The sequence below is a fragment of the Fructilactobacillus sp. X7R7C1 genome (assembly GCF_059901065.1).
Map to the genome: position 1 here is coordinate 88,008 of NZ_JBWXVF010000001.1, position 20,327 is coordinate 108,334.

Sequence of the window (20,327 nt, forward strand, 5' to 3'; positions counted from 1 at the left end):
CAACTATTTCTTAGCTTCTTCTTTCGGACGATCAATTACCTTGACCTTATCGCCACCGATAATTAACTGATCACAAATATTTAAGAACAGACCGTGTTCAACAACTCCGGTGTAGTTCTTCAAGTTGTGAGCTAACTTTTGTAAGTCAGCATCTTCTGGAATTGTAATGTCGATTAGGTAGTTTCCTGAGTCAGTTTGAAGAATATCACCGTCATCTCTGAAGCGGAACTCTGGCTTGTATCCAGCTTCGTTTAAGTATCGGAAGACACCCATTCCACCGAACGGAATGACTTCAACCGGCAACTTTTGGCCAGCTAAGGTCTTGTGATACTTGGTCGAATCAACGATCCAAACGTTCTTGTCTGACATGGTTGCGACCAACTTCTCAAAGAGTAATGCAGCTCCGCCACCCTTGATTCCGTTGAGCTTGTCGTCAACGGCGTCGGCGCCATCAACCGTTAAGTCCACCCGATCAATGGTGTTAACGTCAAGCATTGGCATTCCAAGACTTTCGGCTAATTTCTCGGTGCCAACTGAAGTGGCGACGCATTGAACGTCTAAGCCCTCTTTTTTGATTCGTTCGTTAATGGCTTTGACGAAGTAGGCAGCAGTACTACCAGATCCAAGTCCTAACACAATATGATTTGGAACTCGAGCAGCGGCGTATTCAGCAGCTTGTTTCTTCTCTTTTTCGATCACTTCTTTGGTCTTGGAAGTCTTGCTGATGACATCCAAGACGTCTTTTTCATAAGGAATGGAGTTCTGCGCTCCAGCCACTTGAACCGTCAGTGATGAGGCATGGTTAGCGTACAACATCGCATCCTTGATGTTAGCACTGTTTAAATCCAAACGTGATGCCAAGGCTCCGATGAAAGTATCACCAGCGGCAGTCGTGTCAACAGCTTTGACTTTAAACGCTGGAATGAAAGCATGACTGGCTGGAGTAGCATAGAATGAACCCTTGTCCCCAACGGTGATGATCACCATTCTAATGCCTAGTTTAAAGAAGTACTCCGCGTTCTTCATCATGGAATCGTCGTCAATCACCTTAATCCCAGTGAGGGCCTCTGCTTCGGTCTCGTTAGGGGTAATAATGTCAGTCAATTGAAGTAATTCTTCTGGTAACTTCTTGGCTGGTGCTGGGTTCAAAATGGTCTGAACCTCATTTTTCTTCGCAATCTTAAATGCTTCGATAATCGTTGGTACTGGAATTTCTAGTTGCGCAATCGCACGGTCCGCATTCTTAATGGCGTCTTCGTGTTGGTCAACGTCCTCCGGTGTCATGGCCATGTTGGCGCCCCCATAAACATAGATGGAATTCTGACCCGTACTATCAACGGTAATGTAAGCCTGTCCAGTCTGTTGCTCATCCGTAGTAATCACGGAATCAAGGTTCATCCCGTCCTTTTTAAATCCTTCCATCATGAATTTGGCATCTTCATCATCACCTAGTTTAGTGATAAAAGTCGTATCGGCACCAGATCTTGCCGCAGCAATTGCCTGATTGGCACCCTTTCCGCCACCATGAGATTCTTGGTGATTCTTCACCGCCAAGGTTTCACCAGGTAACGCATATTTGTCAACGTTTAGAACCTTATCAACGTTGGTAGACCCAATCACAACAACTTTTTTACTCATTTTACTGCCTCCCTATTTGCAACCGCTTTCATTATGTATATCATATCATTGCGGGAAATAGTTGTATATAGATTTAGCTAAAATGATGTTTTTTAAACTTGTTTTCAATAGCAAGTTTATAAACATATGAATTTTCACTCATTTAGCCACTTCAACCCTTCACCAGGATTATCAAACTTCTTATAATCATTACTTTTAATTGCTTTAGTTAAACGTTCAATTGGAGCATCAAATTGTTTTTTTGTTTCAGCATCTACTCTAAAACTAATTTGTGACCTACTAATAAACATCATGATTAATCCTCCTTATTTTTAAGGTACCATAAATGTCAATTTACACAAAAAAAGAGACACCCGCAGGCATCCCTTCAAACAATTTAATTAATTATTTCTTTGATTCATCTAAAGCTTTTTTAGCTAATACGAAATCACCAAAGGTAGCGGAACCGTTGTGTGGTACGACCGGACGACTAATGTATTCGTCAAGGGGACCAACGTCAAGATAGTTATCAAACAACAGATTGAATTGGTCTCTAACCTTTTGCACAAATTGAGGAGTACATACTCCCCCACCAAGCACAATTTGGTCGGGACGGAAGTTAACCGTTAAACTGATAACCCCTTGGGCAATGTAGTACGCAATGATGTTCCAAACTGGATCATCTGGCGGGGTATCTTGACCTTTAATGTTGTTTCGAGCTTCAAAAGTCGGACCAGAAGCAACCCCTTCAAGACAGTCACCATGATAAGGACAAATTCCAGGAAAGTTCATGTCATCTTGGTGTCTCTTAACTCGAATGTGACCAAATTCAGGAGTTCCACGAACCCCTAAGAATTCATCTTTGATGACGGTTCCAGCACCAATCCCAGTTCCATCAGTGATGTAACTAACGGCTTCAATATTTTTATTAGCCTGTTTACGTTTGATGTATTCACCGTAAGCTGAACCGTTAACGTCGGTCGTCCAGTAAATTGGAACCCCAAATTCACGTTTCATGGTTCCAACAAAGTTGACGTTACTCCAACCCTTTTTAGGGGTTTTAATAATCCAACCGTATTTGTCAGAGTCTTTTCGAACGTCGATTGGTCCAAATGATGCAATCCCAAATGCATCAATGTGATCAAACTTCTTAAAGTACTCAACGACCTTTGCTAACGTCTCTTCTGGTGTCGTAGTTGGAATGTGGACACTATCCACAATATTGAAATCGTCATCACCAACCGCACAAACGAACTTTGTTCCACCTGCTTCAATACTTCCATATCGCATAAAAATGATCCCCTTTGCCATTTTTTTGTATCGTTTATTGTTAACAGTATAAAGCGCTTACATATTGATTGCAATAGTTTAATACAAAAATTGTTAAAAACTTAACTTAGAAATAACAAAAAGCCGGACTATTCACGTAGTCCAGCTTGATCTTATTTTTTCTTCGCAATTTTTCCCTGCTGAATGTACACGGAGAGAATGGCAATGTCAGAAGGATTGACCCCACTGATTCGAGCGGCCTGTGCGATCGTCTCCGGTTGGATTTTCTCCAATTTTTGGCGACCCTCAGTTGCGATCCCATCAATTACGGAGTAATCAATGTGATCAGGAATCTTTTTGGATTCCATTTTCTTCATGCGGGTGACCTTATCCTCTTCTTTTTTGATGTAGCCAGCGTACTTCGTTCTAATTTCGACCTGTTCCACCACTTCTGGATCCAATTTTTCGTCGGGTCTCGGAATAAAATCAAGTAACTTTTCGTAATTTACGTATGGCCGACGCAAGAACTGGGCTGCGATGATGCCGTCTTTTAACGGTTTATCACCCTGAGCTTCAACGAACTGGTTGACCTTTTCACCTGGTTTAATCCGTACGGTGTTCAAACGCTTGATTTCATCCTCAACGGCATTGCGTTTTTCAACAAACTTGTCATAACGTTCATCTGAAATCAGACCCAACTGGTGACCAATTGGTGTCAGCCGCATATCAGCATTGTCGTTTCTAAGCAGGAGTCGATATTCAGCCCGACTCGTTAGGAGTCGGTACGGTTCGTTGGTTCCCTTTGTAACCAGGTCATCGATTAGAACGCCAATGTATCCTTGGTCTCGCTGCAAAATCAACGGGTCTTTCCCTTGAATCTTAAGGGCAGCGTTAATTCCAGCGATCAAGCCTTGTCCCGCGGCCTCTTCGTATCCCGAGGTTCCGTTGGTTTGACCCGCGCTAAATAATCCACTAACTTTCTTGGTTTCAAGCGTCGGCTTCAACTGATATGGAGAGATAATGTCATACTCAATCGCATAACCGGGACGCATCATCTTCGCGTCTTCAAGGCCCTTCACAGAATGTAACATCTGTTGTTGAACCTCTTCTGGAAGGGAGGTCGACATCCCATCGACGTACCACTCTTCGTTGTGGCGTCCTTCCGGTTCCAAGAAGACCTGATGGCGCTTTTTGTCCGCAAACCGAACGACCTTATCCTCAATTGATGGACAGTAACGGGGACCGACCCCCTCGATGACCCCAGTAAACATTGGGGCGCGATCCAAGTTATCCTTGATAATCTGATGGGTTTCTTCATTAGTGTACGTCAACCAGCACGAAATCTGCTTTGAAACCGGTAAATAATCGGCATACGGAGTGGTGTAACTGAAATGATGGGGCGTTTCGTCGCCCGGTTGCTCCTCCGCTTCATCGTAGTGAATGGTATCACCGTTGACACGCGGTGGAGTTCCCGTCTTAAATCGTTTTAGTTCAAAGCCCAAATCTTCCAGGTTTTCTGAAAGATGAATGGCTGGAATTGAGTTGTTTGGGCCCGAGGAATACATCAGTTCACCAATAATGATCTTACCACGAGCGGCCGTACCAGCACAGATGACCACGGCTTTGGAGTAATATTTGGCACCCGTATTGGTAACCACACCCTCAACCTGATCGTCTTTCACGATCAGACGTTCTACGATTCCCTGACGAAGCGTCAAGTTGGGTTCTTTTTCCAGGGTGTTCTTCATTTCATGATGGTAGGCGTGCTTATCAGCTTGCGCCCGTAAAGCTCTGACGGCGGGACCCTTTCCGGTGTTTAACATCCGCATCTGAATGTAGGTCTTGTCGATGTTTTTCCCCATCTCACCACCAAGGGCGTCGATTTCTCTTACGACCGTTCCCTTAGCGGGGCCACCAACCGACGGATTACATGGCATAAACGCTACCATATCAAGATTAATTGTCACAAGCAGTGTTTTTTGACCCATGCGGGCAGCGGCTAGTGCGGCTTCACAGCCAGCGTGGCCGGCTCCAACGACGATGACGTCGTAATCGCCACCATTGTAGGTCTGCTTCACTTCTTGCTGTATCATTTTATTCATTTAAAAACCTCCATTGAGTCAAAGTCTTATTTACCCAAACAGAACTGACTAAATAATTGATCCAGTAATTCGCCATCGTAACTATCACCGGTAATTTCACCAAGTAAATCCCAAGCGTTCGTCATGTCAATCTGAACTAAATCAACGGGCATCCCGTTATTTAACCCATTTTCAACGGACTGAAGGGAATTACTGGCCTGTTGTAAGAGACTAATATGCCTGGCATTAGTAACCATGACGTCGTTTTGAGAACTCTTAATGCCACCAGTAAAGAACATCTTCGAAATCGTATCCTCTAAGGATTTGGTTCCGTTATCCTTTACGGCTTGGGTCTTAATCACGTTATCAGCATGATAGCGGTTCTTTAACTCATCAACATCAATTTTTTCTGGTAAATCCGTTTTATTCAATAGGATAATCCGCTTGCTGTGCTGCGTCAGATCCAAAAGTTCCCGATCTTCGTCAGTCAACGGTTCACTAGCGTTTAACACTAGTAGTACCAAATCAGCCTGCTTGATGGCTTTTCTAGAACGATCGACTCCAATTTTTTCAACTTTATCGTTAGTATCACGAATCCCAGCGGTATCAACTAGGTGCAAGGGAACGCCAGAAACGTTCACGTATTCGTCTAAAACATCCCGCGTAGTCCCCGGCACGTCGGTTACAATCGCCTTTTCTTCGTGTAAGAGACGGTTCAATAAACTCGACTTACCCACGTTGGGACGTCCAATGATAGCGGTGTTTAAACCGTCTCGTAAGACTTTTCCTTGTTTAGCCGTCTTTAGCAATTGGTCAATCTGCGCCTTTAGTTCCTTGGACTTATCCATTAAAAGCTTCGACGTCATCGTCTCCACGTCATCGTACTCCGGGTAGTCAATGTTGACTTCGACCTGAGCCAGCACGTCTAAGATGTCTTGACGCAGGTGCTTAATTAAATGAGACAGGTTCCCATCGAGCTGATTTAAAGCCGCTTTCATCGATTCGTCAGTCTTCGCTTCAATCAGATCCATGACGGCTTCCGATTGTGAAAGGTCCAGACGTCCGTTTAAAAAGGCCCGCTTAGTGAATTCACCGGGTTCTGCCATTCTGGCACCGTTACTTAAAACCAACTGCAAAATCTTGTTGGTTGCCACAATCCCACCGTGACAGTTAATCTCAATAATATCTTCCTTGGTATACGTCTTAGGCGCTCTCATGACCGATACCATCACTTCATCAACTTCACTGTTGTGGTCTGCTGGATCAACAATGTGACCATAGTTAATCGTGTTTGACGGCACCTTTTCGAGGTTCTTGCCCCGATAAATCTTTTCAGCCACTTTCATTGCATCCGATCCACTAACCCGGACAATCGAAATGCCACCTTCACCAGGTGGGGTCGAAATTGCCGCAATGGTATCGTAATCAGTCGTTGTCAGTGCCATTTGAAAACTCCTTTCTCATTTTTAATCGCATAAAAAAAGTACTTAAACCACGCCCGTTGCGTGGATAAAGTACTTTCACTACTTTACCTATTCGAATTTACAATCCTACACATAATAGGACGAAAGTTTTATTTTGTCAATCATTTTACCGTGGAGCTACTACGATTGAACGATGGGGTTCCCGTCCTGCCGAATATGTCATCACGTAGGGGTTATCTTCCAGCGTCACGTGAATCTGTTTGCGCTCAAAAGATGGCATCGGGTCCAAATAGACCGGCTTTCCGGTGGCGGAAACCTCTCTTGCGGTTCGCTCAGCTAGACTGGTAAGGATCTGAAGTCTCCGACTGCGATAATTAGCCGTATCCAGCTCAACTTCAAGGTAGCTAATCCCCATGTTATTTAGATAAATCCCACTTAACTCCTGTAAGGCATTGATGGTCCGACCGTGTTTGCCAATCAAAAGCCCCTCTTTGGGCGTATCAAAGTTAATGATCACGTGCCGATTGTTTGGCATCTCATAACTTAGCTCGGCCTCAATCCCCATCTGATCAGTAATTGCTTGTAAATATTTAATTAGTCCACTAATAGCTTCAACGTTTCTAGCGTGGCGATCCTCTGTTTGAACTGGATTAGCAACCGCCGTGCTCGCTTCTCTTTTAATTTTTAACTTGCCACCTGCTGGTTTTGGGTCTGGAGCAGATGATTTCATTTCTATTTCAACTTCTGCGGGATGTTTAAAAAGTCCGAAAAATCCCTTACTTGCGGTTTTAATAACTTTAATTTCAACATTATTTCGATTAGTATCAAGTGATTTTAAGCCATTTTTAACGGCTTCTTCGATGGTGGCTCCGGTGTATTTCGTCATTATTGTTCTCCTATTTTTGTAAACGTCTAACGCTATTAATCTTAGCACAAATTAAATAGCTGTTGGAATAGGATTTTAGAGATGTAATATTACATTTGTCACAAAAATAAAAAAAGCAGACCAACGTCTGCTTTTTGTTTAGTAATCTATTTGTGATGTTTACTCTGCTTGGCCTTTCGAATGGCCTTTTTAACGGCGCGATCGTGTTGACGCTTTTCACGTTCTTTTTCTTCACGTTCACGATTAATCTTCCAAGGGTTCTGAATCAATAACGTTTGAACTACTTGGAACGCATTGGTTACCACCCAGTATAGTGACAAAGCTGATGGCACGTTTAACGCGGTGAAGAAGATAATGATTGGCATCCCAATCGTCATCATCGTGGTCATTCCGTTTGATTCGGGTTGCCCCTTCATTGACAACCACGAACTAAGGAACGTGAACACGGCGGCCAAAACTGGCAGGATGTAGTACGGATCTGGAGTTCCCAGCTGTAACCACAAGAAGTGACCAGTTCGAAGGATATGAGTTCGCCAGATGGCTTGATACAAGGCGAAGATCACTGGCAACTGGACTACCATTGGCAAACAGCCGGCCCATGGATTAATTCCTGCTTCCTTGTAGAGCTTCTGCTGCTCAGTCTGCAGTTTTTCCATGGTCTCTGAATCTTTACTGGAGTACTTCTTTTGCAGGGCCTTCAATTGGGGCTGAATTTCCTGGGTCTTCTTCATACTCTTGGTCTGATACATCATTAACGGAAGAAGAATAATTCTAACCAGAATGGTGAAGAGGATAATTCCAATTCCATAGTTATCGCCAAAGAACTTTGATAACCAAATAATCACTCTTGAGAAATTCAAGACAACTAAGCCATCCCAAATTCCTTTACTATGACTAGTAATTGGGGCGTTACTACATGCCGTGAGCACCAGACCAATACTGGCAATCGCAAGTGTAGTAGCGATTCGTTTAAGTTTTTTCAATTTTATTCCTCGCTATAATCAGAATCTAGTAAATGAGCTAACTTTAAAACATGAATTAGACTTGCCTTAACGTCTTTTTGTGACATCGCATCCGCTCTCGGTCTCGCAATGATTAAAAAATCAACGTCCGTTTTTAGGTCTGGCTTTAATTCGGTGATCGACTGGCGAATTCTACGTTTAACCCAGTTGCGATGCACGGCATTTCCAATCTTCTTTCCAACGGAAATCCCGATGCGGAAATGTTTTTGTCCCGGCTTTTCCAGTTGATACACGACAAATTGTCGATTAGCAACCGAATCATGTTTTTCGAAAACCTTTTGAAAGTCAGCTTCTTTTTTGACACGGTACGATTTTCTCATGAATAATCTCCAAGTATTTTCAAAAAATAATGAAAAAGACCACTGAATGGTCAGTGGCCTATGCCGATAATACTTTTCTACCTTTTTGACGTCGATGTGCTAACACTTTGCGACCTTTGCCAGTGCTCATACGTTTTCTAAATCCGTGAACGCGGTTTCTACGACGTTTCTTTGGTTGGTAAGTTCTTTTCATTACTAACCCTCCTTACTAATTAATCGCCTATATTAAATTGTTTATTCAATAGCTTTTCTAACTTATAGTATCACAAATCGACCAATCTTCAAATAGGGATTTTAAATTCATAGGTAACACTCCGTTCGATTCAAAAAAGTTTCATAAAATTTACTTGTGGATTATTGTGGATAACTCATCCCGTAATTAACACGAATTCAACACGTTTTTAAACAAAAACACAGCATGTTAACAACGTTAACCACAATCTGTGGATAAAATGAATAATCATGCTGAACATCCCCGTCACATTAATAATTAGTTGTCCACATTTTCGTGTTAATTACCTAAAATATTCGCGTGATTTTGATATTTATTAACAATGCTGTGGATAAACAGTAAACAGGGTGTGAAACATTTGTCCACACCCTGTTTTTTCTGTGGAAAACTTTTTTTAAAAATGATATTATACATTCATAATTTAAACACAAGGAGTCACTCTCAATGGATCAAAACGAATTATGGAACAAAATTAAAAGTAAATTTAAAGCGGATCCGAAATTTGAGGGAACGACATATGATACATGGATCGCCACCGTGAACCCAATCTCATATGATGGCGATACCCTAACACTCGAATTACCATCCTCGCTTCACCGTGACTACTGGGAGAAAATGCTTAAAAGTCAGCTGGTTGAGTACGCTTATGCCATTACTTACAAGAACATTTCACCAAAATTTGTTCTAGAAGAAGAATTAAAAAAGAAGCAAACCCCAGCTCCTACACCGGGAGACGAGAGCGAAAAGTCATATAGTTACACCGACACGCACTTGGAGCCCAATTACACCTTTGAAACCTTCGTGATTGGACAGGGTAACAAGATGGCTCAGGCCGCAGCGCTAGCGGTCAGTGAATCACCCGGAAAATTGTACAATCCACTCTTCTTATATGGTGGAGTTGGTTTAGGTAAGACCCACTTGATGCACGCGATTGGCAACAACATTATCAAACACGACCCGAGTCAGCGGGTGATGTACGTTACAAGTGAGAAATTCGCCAACGACTTTATCGGTGCCATCCAAAACAATAAGATGGATGATTTCAGAAACGTTTACCGAAACGTCGACGTCCTCTTAGTTGATGACATCCAGTTTTTTGGTAATAAAGAAGGAACTCAGGATGAGTTTTTTAACACCTTTCAAGCGTTATATTCTAATCACAAGCAGATTGTCTTAACGTCTGACCGTTTGCCAAACGAAGTGCCAAAACTAAAAGACCGGTTGGTATCCCGGTTTGCGTGGGGACTATCCGTTGACATTACTGCTCCCGATTTAGAGACACGAACCGCTATCCTTAGGGCCAAGGCCAAAGCTGACAACATGAACATTCCAGCGGACGCATTAGGCTACATCGCGAGTCAAATTGAGTCTAACGTCAGAGAACTGGAGGGGGCGTTATCAAGGGTGCAGGCTTTTTCCAAACTCAATAACGCTCCCATTGACACTGAACTAGTGGCAAACGCCCTAAGGCCGCTGAAGTTGGCCAAAGCGCGCTCGGCTCTGACCGTCTCAGACATTATCTCGAAAGTCGCCTCTTACTATCACATTAGTGTAAAGGAAATTAAGGGCACCAAACGGGTCAAGGCCATCGTGGTTCCTAGACAGGTTGCCATGTACCTGTCACGTGAAATGACCGACAATTCGCTTCCAAAAATTGGCGACGAATTCGGTGGTAAGGATCACACTACCGTCATTCACGCTTACGACAAGATTAGTAAAATGGCCGCAAATGACTCTGATCTGAGTAAGCAAATCTCAGACATCAAGACGGAACTCCAGCACTAAGCGTTGCTCGGTTTAAAAATGTTATAATGACGGGTGTGGATAAACGGGAAATTAACCGTTGATTTACCCACAAAGTTATCCACAGTTGATAACTTTTATTCCGTAACTAATCATTGAGTTATCCACAGTATTAACAGTGCCTACTGCTTCTACTGTTTTTTATCTTTTTAATTAAGTAAATAAACATGCACCACATTTTGAGGGGGAAATTTGGCAATGAAATTCGTAATTAACCGTAATGCTTTCATCAAAGCACTAAATACCGTATCAAGAGCAATCTCATCAAAAACGACCATTCCAATTTTGACGGGTTTAAAATTAGATGTATCGGAAAGTGACATTCTACTAACTGGTAGTAACGCTGACGTTTCAATTCAAACTAGCATTCAAGCTTCTAACCCAGATAATGAACTCACGATTAACTCAACTGGTAGCATCGTCTTACCAGCCCGTTTTTTTAGTGAGATTGTTAAAAAGTTACCCGACAAAACCATGTCATTAGAAGTTGGTGACAACTTTCAGACCACAATTAAGTCAGGCAACTCAGAATTTACGATCAACGGTCTTGATGCGAACGGTTACCCACATCTACCTGAAATTGATTCCGAGAATACGGTTGATTTAGCGGCTGATATTTTCAGACAGGTTATCGGACAGACGGTCATTGCGGTTTCAAAACAGGAAAGTCGGCCAATCTTGACTGGGGTGCACTTCACGCTTGCTAACAATAAGTTGCTTGCGGTTGCAACCGACAGTCACCGTTTAAGTCAACGAAGAGTTAGTCTTCCAGCTGATGACGACGGTAAGTTTGACGTGGTCATCCCAGGTGACAGTTTAAAAGAACTCTCACACATGCTTGACGGAATCGATCAAAACATCCAGATGAACCTGTCAGAGAATCAGGTCCTCTTTACCCTCGGCGACACCCGGTTCTACTCACGTTTACTTGAGGGCAATTATCCGGATACTTCGCGTCTGATTCCAAAGACCTCAAGTACCAAGATGGAGTTTGCGGCCGGTGACTTGCTCGCCGCAATCGAGCGGGCTTCGCTGTTGTCACATGAATCGCGAAATAACGTCATTAAGTTGACGATTAAACCAACCGACCAGGTTGTTACCATTTCGGGGAATTCTCCTGACGTTGGAACCGTTGAAGAGGATTTAAAGCCAAAGACTTCAGAGGGCGATGACCTTGAAATTTCGTTTAACCCCGATTACATGAAGGAAGCTCTCAGAGTTTTTGGGCAAACTGACATTGAGATTGCGTTTACTTCAGCTCTTCGTCCGTTCACGCTGGTTCCAACCGAAAATAAAGAAGATTTCATCCAATTGATTACCCCAGTTCGAACCTTTTAATTAAGAATGATTATTAACGACCTTCATTTTGAGGTCGTTTTTTTTATGTCTTTAAAATGAAACCAAATTATATTTACCAAAGACCTCAAAATATTAAAAAAGCTCATATTTCCATTTATTTACGAATATGAGCTTTTTAGATCATTTGAGGCATTTTTGTCTAGAAATGCGTACACGCGCATAAAGCGCATAAAATCGCCCGATTTATGTACTTTTACCAAATTTTAGCGTATAATAGAAATAGATTGAAAGTGGGTGAATTCATGAAAAAAGACATTTTCATAACGACTCCGTACATAACTTTAGGGCAACTCTTAAAAGAAGAGAACATTGTTGAATCAGGTGGCAAAGCGAAGTGGTACCTAAAGGAAAATATGGTGTATCTAAACGATGAGCCTGAGAATCGACGTGGCAAGAAACTCTACCAGGGTGATACGGTCTCAATTCCAGACGTAGGGATGTTTTTTATTAAGACAAAGTAGGGTTAAGCATGCAGCTAAAAGAATTGAAATTACGCAATTTTCGTAATTATAAAGATGCTGACGTTCATTTCTCAGATGGAGTGAACGTGTTACTTGGACAAAATGCCCAGGGCAAAACCAATCTACTTGAAGCGATTTATGCGCTCGCACTCACCAAGAGCCATCGGACCACTACCAATCGTGATTTGATTAATTGGGAAGAACACCATGCGCAATTGTGGGGTCGAGTTAAAAAGAACCATACCACCACTGAACTAGAGCTTGATTTTGGTAAAAATGGCAAACGAGCTAAGGTCAATCACATTGAGCAGCCCAAGCTATCGTCTTACGTCGGGCAGCTAAACGTGATTTTGTTTGCTCCCGAAGATTTGTCAATTGTAAAGGGTTCGCCTCAGATTAGAAGGCACTTCATGGACATGGAGTTTGGACAGATGAGTAATCGTTACCTATACAACATGACCCAGTACCGTCGAATTTTGAAACAACGAAACGCCTATTTACGTGAACTATTACTTCACAAACAGAGTGATCTGGTCTACCTGGATGTATTGTCAGACCAGCTTTCAGCGTATGCGGCCGAGATTATTTTTCAGCGTATTCAACTGATTGCCAAATTACAGAAATGGTCTTCGGCCATCCATTACGAAATTTCACAACAAAAGGAAACGTTGCGATTTAAGTACGTTACCGCGCTAAAAAAGGCCGATTTAACGTCGGTGGAACGAATCTATCAGAGTCTGCTGGCTAAATTTAAGGCCAATCGAGATAAAGAAGTGAGGCAAGGAACGACAATCTTTGGGCCGCATCGTGACGATTTACATTTCATGGTTAACGGCAAGGATGTCTCTACATTTGGCTCACAGGGTCAACAGCGAACGGCGGCATTATCCACGAAGTTGGCCGAGATCGATTTAATGAAAGAAGAAACCGGCGAGTACCCGGTTTTACTACTTGATGATGTTTTGTCTGAACTTGATGAAAGTCGGCAGACCCACTTGCTGACTGCCATTCAGGATCGGGTTCAAACCTTTCTAACCACCACAAGTATGAGTGGGGTCGCATCTGATTTAATCAACAATCCCAAGACTTTTCACATTGAAAAGGGAGTCATTGTATCCGAGTAACGTAGTTGAGGAGGAATTGTAGTGACTGATCAAGAAAAAGAAGCAAAAAGAGAACGAGCCGGGGAGTACGACGCTAGTCAAATCCAAGTCCTAAAGGGACTAGAAGCGGTCAGAAAGCGTCCCGGAATGTACATTGGAGCCACTAACGAACAGGGACTCCATCATTTAGTTTGGGAAATTATCGATAACGGAATTGACGAAGCGTTGGCGGGTTTTGCTGACGAAATCAACGTTACCGTGGAAAAGGATAACAGTATTACGGTCGTTGATAATGGTCGTGGGATTCCCGTTGACACCCAAAAAGATACCGGCAAATCGGCACTAGAGACCGTCTTCACCATCCTTCACGCTGGTGGTAAATTCGGCGGTGGCGGATACAAAGTGTCCGGTGGACTTCACGGAGTTGGAGCCTCAGTGGTAAACGCCTTGTCAAAAGAACTGGACGTTGTTGTTACTAAGGGTGGCAAGCGGTACTACATGGACTTTGAAAGGGGTCACGTCAAGACGCCAATGAAGGTCATTGGAGACGCACTCAGGGATGCTCACGGAACTAAGGTTCACTTTGTTCCCGATCCAGACATCTTTACCGAGACCACGACCTTTAACATGAAGACTTTGACCACGCGTGTCAGAGAACTGGCCTTTTTAAACAAGGGGTTAAGAATCACAATTAGAGACGATCGCCCCGAAAAACCCGTGGAACACGATTTCTTCTACGAAGGTGGGATTCGGCACTACGTTGAATTCCTCGATCGGGGTCGCACTCCAATCTTCAAGGATCCCATCTACATTGAGGGTCAGGAAAATGGCATCACGGTCGAAGTTTCAATTCAGTACACTAACGATTATCACAGTACCCTTTTGACGTTTACTAATAACATCAATACCTATGAGGGTGGAACCCACGAAGAAGGGTTCAAGCAGGCTTTGACCCGAATTATCAATAACTACGGGAGAAATAACAATTTAATTAAGGATAGCGAACCGAACCTTTCTGGTGACGATGTTCGAGAAGGAATGACCGCGGTCGTTTCGGTTAAGCATCCCGATCCTCAATTTGAGGGTCAGACCAAGACCAAACTTGGTAACTCTGATGCGAGAACCGCTACGAACCACATTTTCGGTCAGGAATTTTCCAAGTTCATGATGGAACATCCTCAGATTGCCGAACAGATTGTTGAAAAGGGTTCCGTGGCATCTAAAGCGCGAGCCGCAGCAAAACGGGCTCGTGAAGTAACCAGAAAACGAAGCGGACTTGAAATCAACAGTTTACCCGGGAAGTTGGCTAATAATACTAGTAAGGATCCGAAAGTCTCTGAATTGTTCATTGTCGAAGGTGACTCGGCCGGGGGTTCCGCTAAACAAGGTCGTTCTAGACTGACGCAGGCCATCCTGCCAATTCGTGGCAAAATTTTAAACGTTGAAAAGGCCACGATGGAAAAAATTCTGGCTAACGAAGAAATTCGTTCTTTGTTTACCGCGATGGGGACTGGCTTTGGCAGTGACTTCGACATTAGTAAGGTTAACTACCACAAGTTAATCATCATGACCGATGCCGATGTTGATGGGGCCCACATTCAGATTTTGCTTCTAACCTTAATTTATAACTACATGCGTCCAATGATTGATGCTGGATACGTCTACATTGCCCAGCCACCGTTGTACCGAGTTCGTCAGGGAAACAAATTCCAACGATACGTTGATTCTGATGAGGAACTTCAGGAGTTGTTAGCTCAACTTCCGGCTTCACCAAAACCACAAATTCAACGATACAAAGGTTTAGGCGAAATGGATGCCTCGCAGTTGTGGGACACCACCATGAATCCCGATCATCGTCGGCTTCTAAGGGTTACTTCGGATGATGCTTCGGCTGCTCAAGAAGCCTTCACCATGTTAATGGGTGAAAAGGTGGCTCCAAGACGGAAGTTTATTGAAGACAACGCAACCTTTGTTGAAAACCTGGATGTATAAATTGTTTCACGTGAAACAATTAGGTTAATTGACTGATTTAACAAGGAATGGAGGCAAAATCTCTTGGCAAATGAAGAAAATAATAAACCAAGTCGAGTTCAAAACATTGAATTATCGAAGAAGATGAGATCATCATTCTTGGATTATGCAATGAGTGTGATTGTGTCCCGTGCGCTTCCTGACGTTCGTGACGGTTTAAAACCGGTTCATCGTCGAATTCTGTACGATATGCACGAACTAGGAGTTACACCGGATAAGCCTTACAAGAAATCCGCACGAATTGTTGGGGATGTTCTAGGAAAGTTTCATCCTCACGGTGACAGTTCCGTGTATGAGGCCATGGTTCGAATGGCTCAGGAATTTAGTTATCGTTACATGTTAGTTGACGGACACGGAAACTTTGGTTCCGTCGACGGTGATGGTGCCGCTGCCATGCGTTACACCGAGGTACGACTCTCCAAGATTGCGATGGAAATGTTGCGAGACATCAACAAGGACACCGTTGATTTTCAGCCCAACTACGATGGCACCGAACGTGAACCAGTGGTCTTACCGGCTAGAATTCCGAACCTCCTTTTAAATGGAGCTTCTGGGATTGCGGTTGGAATGGCCACTAACATTCCACCTCACAATTTAAGCGAAGTAATTAGTGCAATTCACATTTTGATGAGAAATCCAGACGCTACCACCAATGATCTGATGGAAGCTCTGCCCGGACCTGACTTCCCTACTGGGGGAGTGGTCATGGGTAAATCTGGAATCAGAAGAGCCTACGAAACGGGTCGTGGTAGTATCATTGTTCGGGCTAAGGTTGACATTGAGGAACAAAAAAACGGCAAGCAGCGCATTATTGCCACTGAATTGCCGTACATGGTCAACAAGGCTAAGTTAATCGAACGGATTGCTGAACTAGTAAGGGACAAACGAATTGAAGGTATTACCGCCATTAACGATGAGTCCGATAAGGACGGAATGCGGGTTGTGATTGATGTCAAACGGGATGCTTCAGCCGAAGTTATCTTGAACAATCTGTACAAGTTAACCCTGATGCAAACCTCCTTTAGTTTCAACATGCTAGCCATCGTTGATGGTGCGCCGAAAGTCTTGAGTCTGAAACAAATTTTGCAGTACTACCTGGAGTATCAGGTGGAAGTTATTACCAGAAGAACGAAGTTTGACTTACGTAAGGCTCAAGCTCGAGCTCACATTCTGGAAGGGTTACTGGTTGCTCTTGACAACATTGATGCCGTCATCAAGATTATTCGTAATTCCGCGACCGGCGATATCGCCAAAAACGAACTGATTAGTAATTTTGATTTAGACGACAAGCAAGCCCAAGCGATCTTAGACATGCGGCTGGTTCGATTAACCGGACTGGAACGTGGCAAGATTACCGACGAGCACAATAAATTACTGGCTAACATTAAAGATTACAAAGACATTTTAAATAGTCGGGATCGGATCAATGGCATCATTTACGATGAACTCCTTGAGATTCAGAAGAAGTTTGGTGACAAACGGCGGACCGAATTGCTGGTTGGTGAAATTACCAGCATTGAGGATGAAGACCTAATCGAAGAGGAAAACGTCGTAATTACTTTGACCCACAACGGTTACATTAAACGGTTACCAACCGACGAGTTCAAGGCCCAAAATCGTGGAGGTCGTGGAATTCAAGGAATGGGCGTTAATAAGGACGATTTCATTGAACATCTCCTGTCAACGGCAACCCATGATCGGCTCCTGTTCTTCACGAACGCTGGCAAAGTTTATAGTATGAAAGCTTACGAAGTCCCAGAGTACGGACGATCCGCGAAGGGAATTCCAATTGTTAACCTCTTAAACTTGGGTCAAAATGAGAAGATTCAAACGGTTATCAGTATTTCGTCCCAGCATAATGACGAGAACAAGTACCTGTTCTTTACAACGAAACTGGGAACGGTTAAACGAACCCCAGTCTCTGACTTCTTGAACATTCGAAAGAATGGTTTAAAGGCCATTCACTTACACGATAATGATGAAGTGATTGGCGTATCCATCGTGGATAACGGCGATAACATGATCATTGGAACTCATTTGGGCTACGCCGTTAGCTTTAGAGCTGATGACGTTCGCTCTATGGGACGTTCGGCTTCAGGAGTGAGAGGAGTTCGACTCAGACCAAATGACTATGTGGTTGGAGCGGCCATCTTGACACCTGACAGTGACGTGTTTGTCATTTCTGAAAATGGATATGGGAAACGCACGAAAGCTTCCGACTACCCGATCAAGGGTCGCGGTGGTAAAGGAATCAAGACGTCAAACGTTACTAAGAAAAATGGTCCCCTAGTGGGATTGAGTACCGTGACTGGTGATGAAGACATTATGTTAATCACTAACATGGGTGTTATGATTCGGTTTGCCGTTTCCAACGTTTCTGAAACCGGCCGTGCCACCCTTGGAGTTCATTTAATCCGAGTCGACGATAATGCTAAGGTTGCGACGATGGCAGTCGTTGCTAAGGATGAAGAGAATGAATCAAAGGTCAATGAACCAACTTCATCTACTGATCAATCCGAAGAATAATGGTCAAAAATAACACTACGTTAACGGTAGTGCTATTTTTTTGCCTAAATTTATGGTTAACATTCGTAAATTGGCACTTTCATATTGATTAAATGGCGCAATTCGATTATGATATTGGTTGTGTTTGAAACATTTAAACTAAATTTGACAAAATAGTTCGTAAAATAATCAAGGAGAGTTATGAAGATGGACGTGTTTGATTACGAAGATATTCAACTGATTCCGAATAAGTGTGTGGTCAATTCTAGAAGTGAGTGTGATACTTCCGTGGAATTTGGTGGCCGTAAGTTCAAGATTCCGGTCGTACCCGCCAACATGCAGACGGTCATTAATGCTGATTTAGCCGAAAGCCTCGCAAAAAACGGTTATTTTTACGTCATGCACCGTTTTCAACCTGAGAAACGACTTGATTTTGTTAAAAAGATGCACGCTGACGGGGTCTTTGCCTCTATCAGCATTGGGGTCAAGCCTGGCGAGTATGACTTCATTAAAGAGTTGGTCAAAGCCAGCCAGCTTCCTGAATACGTTACGATTGACATTGCTCACGGATACTCGGACTCGGTTATCAATATGATTAAATTCGTCAAAGAACAGATGCCTGACACCTTCCTGATTGCTGGAAACGTTGGAACGCCAGAAGCCGTGCGGGCACTTGAAAATGCCGGAGCGGACGCTACCAAGGTTGGAATTGGACCCGGGAAAGCCTGTATCACCAAGATAAAGACTGGCTTTGGGACGGGAGGATGGCAACTAGCTGCCATTCGTTACTGTGCGAAGGGTGCCAGAAAGCCCATCATCGCTGACGGTGGGATTCGGACCGATGGTGATATTGCGAAATCAATTCGCTTTGGTGCTACAATGTGCATGATTGGATCGATGTTTGCGGGCCACGAAGAGTCGCCCGGTAAAAACGTTGAAAAAGACGGTAAGGAATACAAAGAGTACTTTGGTTCCGCATCGCAATTTCAAAAGGGTGCCTACAAGAACGTCGAGGGTAAGAAGTTGCTGGTTCCGTTTAAGGGCAGCATCTACGACACTTTAAGAGAAATGCAGGAAGATTTGCAGTCATCAATTTCTTATGCTGGTGGAAAAGACATTGATGCCATTAGAAAAGTTGATTACGTGGTCGTAAAAAATTCAATTTATAATGGTGATTAAAAAAAGATTTAAAAAAAGCTTCGTATTTAATCATGTATCGCAAGTCAACGTCTCGAATGTCCTGTTGAAGTAAAAAACAATCAATGATATAATCAATCGTTGTGAGTTTAATTAGATTTTAATTGACTCCCCTTGCTCTTCAAATCACTGAAGAGCCGACAGTCCACAAGGAGGTGTAATTCATGGAAAACAAATACGAAATTACTTACATCATCAGACCAGATATCGACGATGCTGCCAAGACTGACTTGGTCAACCGCTTCGATAAGATCTTGACTGATAACGGTGCAAACGTAATCGATTCAAAAGACTGGCAAAAACGTCGTCTTGCTTACGAAATCGGCGGTTACAATGAAGGTACTTACCACATTGTTAACGTTGAAGAAGGCGACAACGACCAAGGTCTAGACGAGTTTGACCGTCTTGCTAAGTTTAACAAAGACATCTTACGTCATATGATCGTAAGAAGAGACGACAAATAATTAGAATGAAAGGAGTTTTTCAGTATGATTAATACAGTAGTTCTTACTGGACGCTTAACACGAGACGTTGATTTGCGATACACCCAAAACGGCGCAGCAGTGGGTACTTTTACGCTAGCTGTTGACCGTCGTTTCACTAACTCAAATGGTGATCGGGAAGCTGACTTCGTCAACTGTGTCATTTGGCGCAAATCAGCTGAAAACTTTGCCAACTTCGTGCATAAGGGTTCCCTGGTTGGAATTGAAGGTCGAATTCAGACCCGAAATTACGAAAACAAGCAGGGCCAACGGGTTTATGTTACCGAAGTAGTCGTTGAGAACTTCACTCTCCTTGAACCACGTTCACAGAACGGAAATGGTCAGGGTCAAGTTAACAACGGTGGCAATCACGCTCCTAGCGAAAATCCATTTGGAACTCCAAAGACGAGTGGTCAGGCCACTCCTAACAATAGCAAAGGTAACGACAATTCGAAGGATCCGTTTGCTAACTCTGGAGACCAGATTGATATTTCCGATGACGATCTTCCATTTTAATGGAACGATTTGATTAATG

18 protein-coding genes are annotated in these 20,327 nt (G+C 43.2%); 9 read left to right on the forward strand and 9 right to left on the reverse strand.

The genetic code is table 11. The features are described from left to right. Nucleotides 1–3 precede the first annotated feature (3 nt). The 9 genes from rbsK to rpmH all read right to left on the reverse strand — a co-directional run bounded on the left by rbsK (nt 4) and on the right by rpmH (nt 8,812). Complete coding sequence (gene rbsK / locus AC6UDC_RS00415; RefSeq protein WP_500707527.1) at nt 4–1,638, reverse strand: ribokinase; 1,635 nt, start codon at nt 1,636–1,638, stop codon at nt 4–6. A 134-nt stretch (nt 1,639–1,772) separates the two neighbouring features. After that, a complete protein-coding gene (locus AC6UDC_RS00420; RefSeq protein WP_500707526.1) occupies nt 1,773–1,931 on the reverse strand; it encodes a hypothetical protein in 159 nt (52 codons plus the stop codon). A gap of 91 nt (nt 1,932–2,022) precedes the next feature. Beyond that, nucleotides 2,023–2,907, reverse strand: coding sequence for an ROK family protein (locus AC6UDC_RS00425; protein WP_500694214.1), 885 nt, complete (start codon nt 2,905–2,907; stop codon nt 2,023–2,025). 152 nt (nt 2,908–3,059) lie between these two features. Beyond that, entirely contained in the window at nt 3,060–4,988 is a 1,929-nt protein-coding gene (gene mnmG, locus AC6UDC_RS00430) for a tRNA uridine-5-carboxymethylaminomethyl(34) synthesis enzyme MnmG (protein ID WP_500720725.1), read from the reverse strand. Nucleotides 4,989–5,014: 26 nt separating this feature from the next. Further along, entirely contained in the window at nt 5,015–6,412 is a 1,398-nt protein-coding gene (mnmE, locus tag AC6UDC_RS00435; RefSeq protein ID WP_500720727.1) for a tRNA uridine-5-carboxymethylaminomethyl(34) synthesis GTPase MnmE, read from the reverse strand. A 145-nt stretch (nt 6,413–6,557) separates the two neighbouring features. Next, on the reverse strand, nt 6,558–7,277 hold the full coding sequence (gene jag, locus AC6UDC_RS00440; protein WP_500707524.1) for an RNA-binding cell elongation regulator Jag/EloR: 720 nt from the start codon (nt 7,275–7,277) through the stop codon (nt 6,558–6,560). A 146-nt stretch (nt 7,278–7,423) separates the two neighbouring features. Further along, nucleotides 7,424–8,260 carry a YidC/Oxa1 family membrane protein insertase gene (locus AC6UDC_RS00445; RefSeq protein ID WP_500696254.1) on the reverse strand — a complete coding sequence of 279 codons (837 nt, stop codon included), beginning with the start codon at nt 8,258–8,260 and terminating at the stop codon, nt 7,424–7,426. A gap of 2 nt (nt 8,261–8,262) precedes the next feature. Then, nucleotides 8,263–8,619 (reverse strand): ribonuclease P protein component, encoded by a 357-nt coding sequence (gene rnpA / locus AC6UDC_RS00450; protein ID WP_500695946.1) that lies wholly within the window; start codon nt 8,617–8,619, stop codon nt 8,263–8,265. Between the two features lie 58 nt (nt 8,620–8,677). Further along, nucleotides 8,678–8,812, reverse strand: coding sequence for a 50S ribosomal protein L34 (gene rpmH, locus AC6UDC_RS00455; RefSeq protein WP_500694208.1), 135 nt, complete (start codon nt 8,810–8,812; stop codon nt 8,678–8,680). Between the two features lie 483 nt (nt 8,813–9,295). Here rpmH and dnaA point away from each other — a divergent pair, with 483 nt between their 5' ends. From dnaA to ssb, 9 genes are all read left to right on the forward strand, one after another. Continuing rightward, nucleotides 9,296–10,636: a chromosomal replication initiator protein DnaA gene (gene dnaA / locus AC6UDC_RS00460; protein ID WP_500707523.1), complete on the forward strand. Its 1,341-nt coding sequence runs from the start codon at nt 9,296–9,298 to the stop codon at nt 10,634–10,636. A 216-nt stretch (nt 10,637–10,852) separates the two neighbouring features. Further along, nucleotides 10,853–11,992, forward strand: coding sequence for a DNA polymerase III subunit beta (gene dnaN, locus AC6UDC_RS00465; protein WP_500694206.1), 1,140 nt, complete (start codon nt 10,853–10,855; stop codon nt 11,990–11,992). A 263-nt stretch (nt 11,993–12,255) separates the two neighbouring features. Further along, entirely contained in the window at nt 12,256–12,474 is a 219-nt protein-coding gene (gene yaaA / locus AC6UDC_RS00470; protein WP_500694205.1) for a S4 domain-containing protein YaaA, read from the forward strand. A gap of 8 nt (nt 12,475–12,482) precedes the next feature. After that, a complete protein-coding gene (gene recF, locus AC6UDC_RS00475; RefSeq protein ID WP_500720729.1) occupies nt 12,483–13,598 on the forward strand; it encodes a DNA replication/repair protein RecF in 1,116 nt (371 codons plus the stop codon). A gap of 21 nt (nt 13,599–13,619) precedes the next feature. After that, nucleotides 13,620–15,569, forward strand: a complete 1,950-nt coding sequence (gyrB, locus tag AC6UDC_RS00480) for a DNA topoisomerase (ATP-hydrolyzing) subunit B (RefSeq protein ID WP_500720731.1) — start codon at nt 13,620–13,622, stop codon at nt 15,567–15,569. A gap of 123 nt (nt 15,570–15,692) precedes the next feature. Then, nucleotides 15,693–18,134 (forward strand): DNA gyrase subunit A, encoded by a 2,442-nt coding sequence (gyrA, locus tag AC6UDC_RS00485; protein WP_500721205.1) that lies wholly within the window; start codon nt 15,693–15,695, stop codon nt 18,132–18,134. A 186-nt stretch (nt 18,135–18,320) separates the two neighbouring features. Beyond that, nucleotides 18,321–19,292 carry a GMP reductase gene (locus AC6UDC_RS00490; RefSeq protein ID WP_500694201.1) on the forward strand — a complete coding sequence of 324 codons (972 nt, stop codon included), beginning with the start codon at nt 18,321–18,323 and terminating at the stop codon, nt 19,290–19,292. A 182-nt stretch (nt 19,293–19,474) separates the two neighbouring features. Beyond that, nucleotides 19,475–19,774: a 30S ribosomal protein S6 gene (gene rpsF / locus AC6UDC_RS00495; RefSeq protein ID WP_500694200.1), complete on the forward strand. Its 300-nt coding sequence runs from the start codon at nt 19,475–19,477 to the stop codon at nt 19,772–19,774. Nucleotides 19,775–19,798: 24 nt separating this feature from the next. Beyond that, nucleotides 19,799–20,308 (forward strand): single-stranded DNA-binding protein, encoded by a 510-nt coding sequence (gene ssb / locus AC6UDC_RS00500; RefSeq protein ID WP_500694199.1) that lies wholly within the window; start codon nt 19,799–19,801, stop codon nt 20,306–20,308. Nucleotides 20,309–20,327: the final 19 nt, after the last annotated feature.

Excerpts from the sequence above, each read along its gene's own strand:
- rpmH (WP_500694208.1), bottom strand. The coding sequence starts at position 8,812 with ATGAAAAGAACTTACCAACCAAAGAAACGTCGTAGAAACCGCGTTCAC.
- mnmE (WP_500720727.1), bottom strand. The coding sequence starts at position 6,412 with ATGGCACTGACAACGACTGATTACGATACCATTGCGGCAATTTCGACC.
- dnaA (WP_500707523.1), top strand. The coding sequence starts at position 9,296 with ATGGATCAAAACGAATTATGGAACAAAATTAAAAGTAAATTTAAAGCG.
- recF (WP_500720729.1), top strand. The coding sequence starts at position 12,483 with ATGCAGCTAAAAGAATTGAAATTACGCAATTTTCGTAATTATAAAGAT.
- AC6UDC_RS00490 (WP_500694201.1), top strand. The coding sequence starts at position 18,321 with ATGGACGTGTTTGATTACGAAGATATTCAACTGATTCCGAATAAGTGT.
- rnpA (WP_500695946.1), bottom strand. The coding sequence starts at position 8,619 with ATGAGAAAATCGTACCGTGTCAAAAAAGAAGCTGACTTTCAAAAGGTT.
- AC6UDC_RS00425 (WP_500694214.1), bottom strand. The coding sequence starts at position 2,907 with ATGCGATATGGAAGTATTGAAGCAGGTGGAACAAAGTTCGTTTGTGCG.
- dnaN (WP_500694206.1), top strand. The coding sequence starts at position 10,853 with ATGAAATTCGTAATTAACCGTAATGCTTTCATCAAAGCACTAAATACC.
- ssb (WP_500694199.1), top strand. The coding sequence starts at position 19,799 with ATGATTAATACAGTAGTTCTTACTGGACGCTTAACACGAGACGTTGAT.
- yaaA (WP_500694205.1), top strand. The coding sequence starts at position 12,256 with ATGAAAAAAGACATTTTCATAACGACTCCGTACATAACTTTAGGGCAA.
- mnmG (WP_500720725.1), bottom strand. The coding sequence starts at position 4,988 with ATGAATAAAATGATACAGCAAGAAGTGAAGCAGACCTACAATGGTGGC.
- rbsK (WP_500707527.1), bottom strand. The coding sequence starts at position 1,638 with ATGAGTAAAAAAGTTGTTGTGATTGGGTCTACCAACGTTGATAAGGTT.
- jag (WP_500707524.1), bottom strand. The coding sequence starts at position 7,277 with ATGACGAAATACACCGGAGCCACCATCGAAGAAGCCGTTAAAAATGGC.
- rpsF (WP_500694200.1), top strand. The coding sequence starts at position 19,475 with ATGGAAAACAAATACGAAATTACTTACATCATCAGACCAGATATCGAC.
- gyrA (WP_500721205.1), top strand. The coding sequence starts at position 15,693 with ATGAGATCATCATTCTTGGATTATGCAATGAGTGTGATTGTGTCCCGT.
- AC6UDC_RS00420 (WP_500707526.1), bottom strand. The coding sequence starts at position 1,931 with ATGATGTTTATTAGTAGGTCACAAATTAGTTTTAGAGTAGATGCTGAA.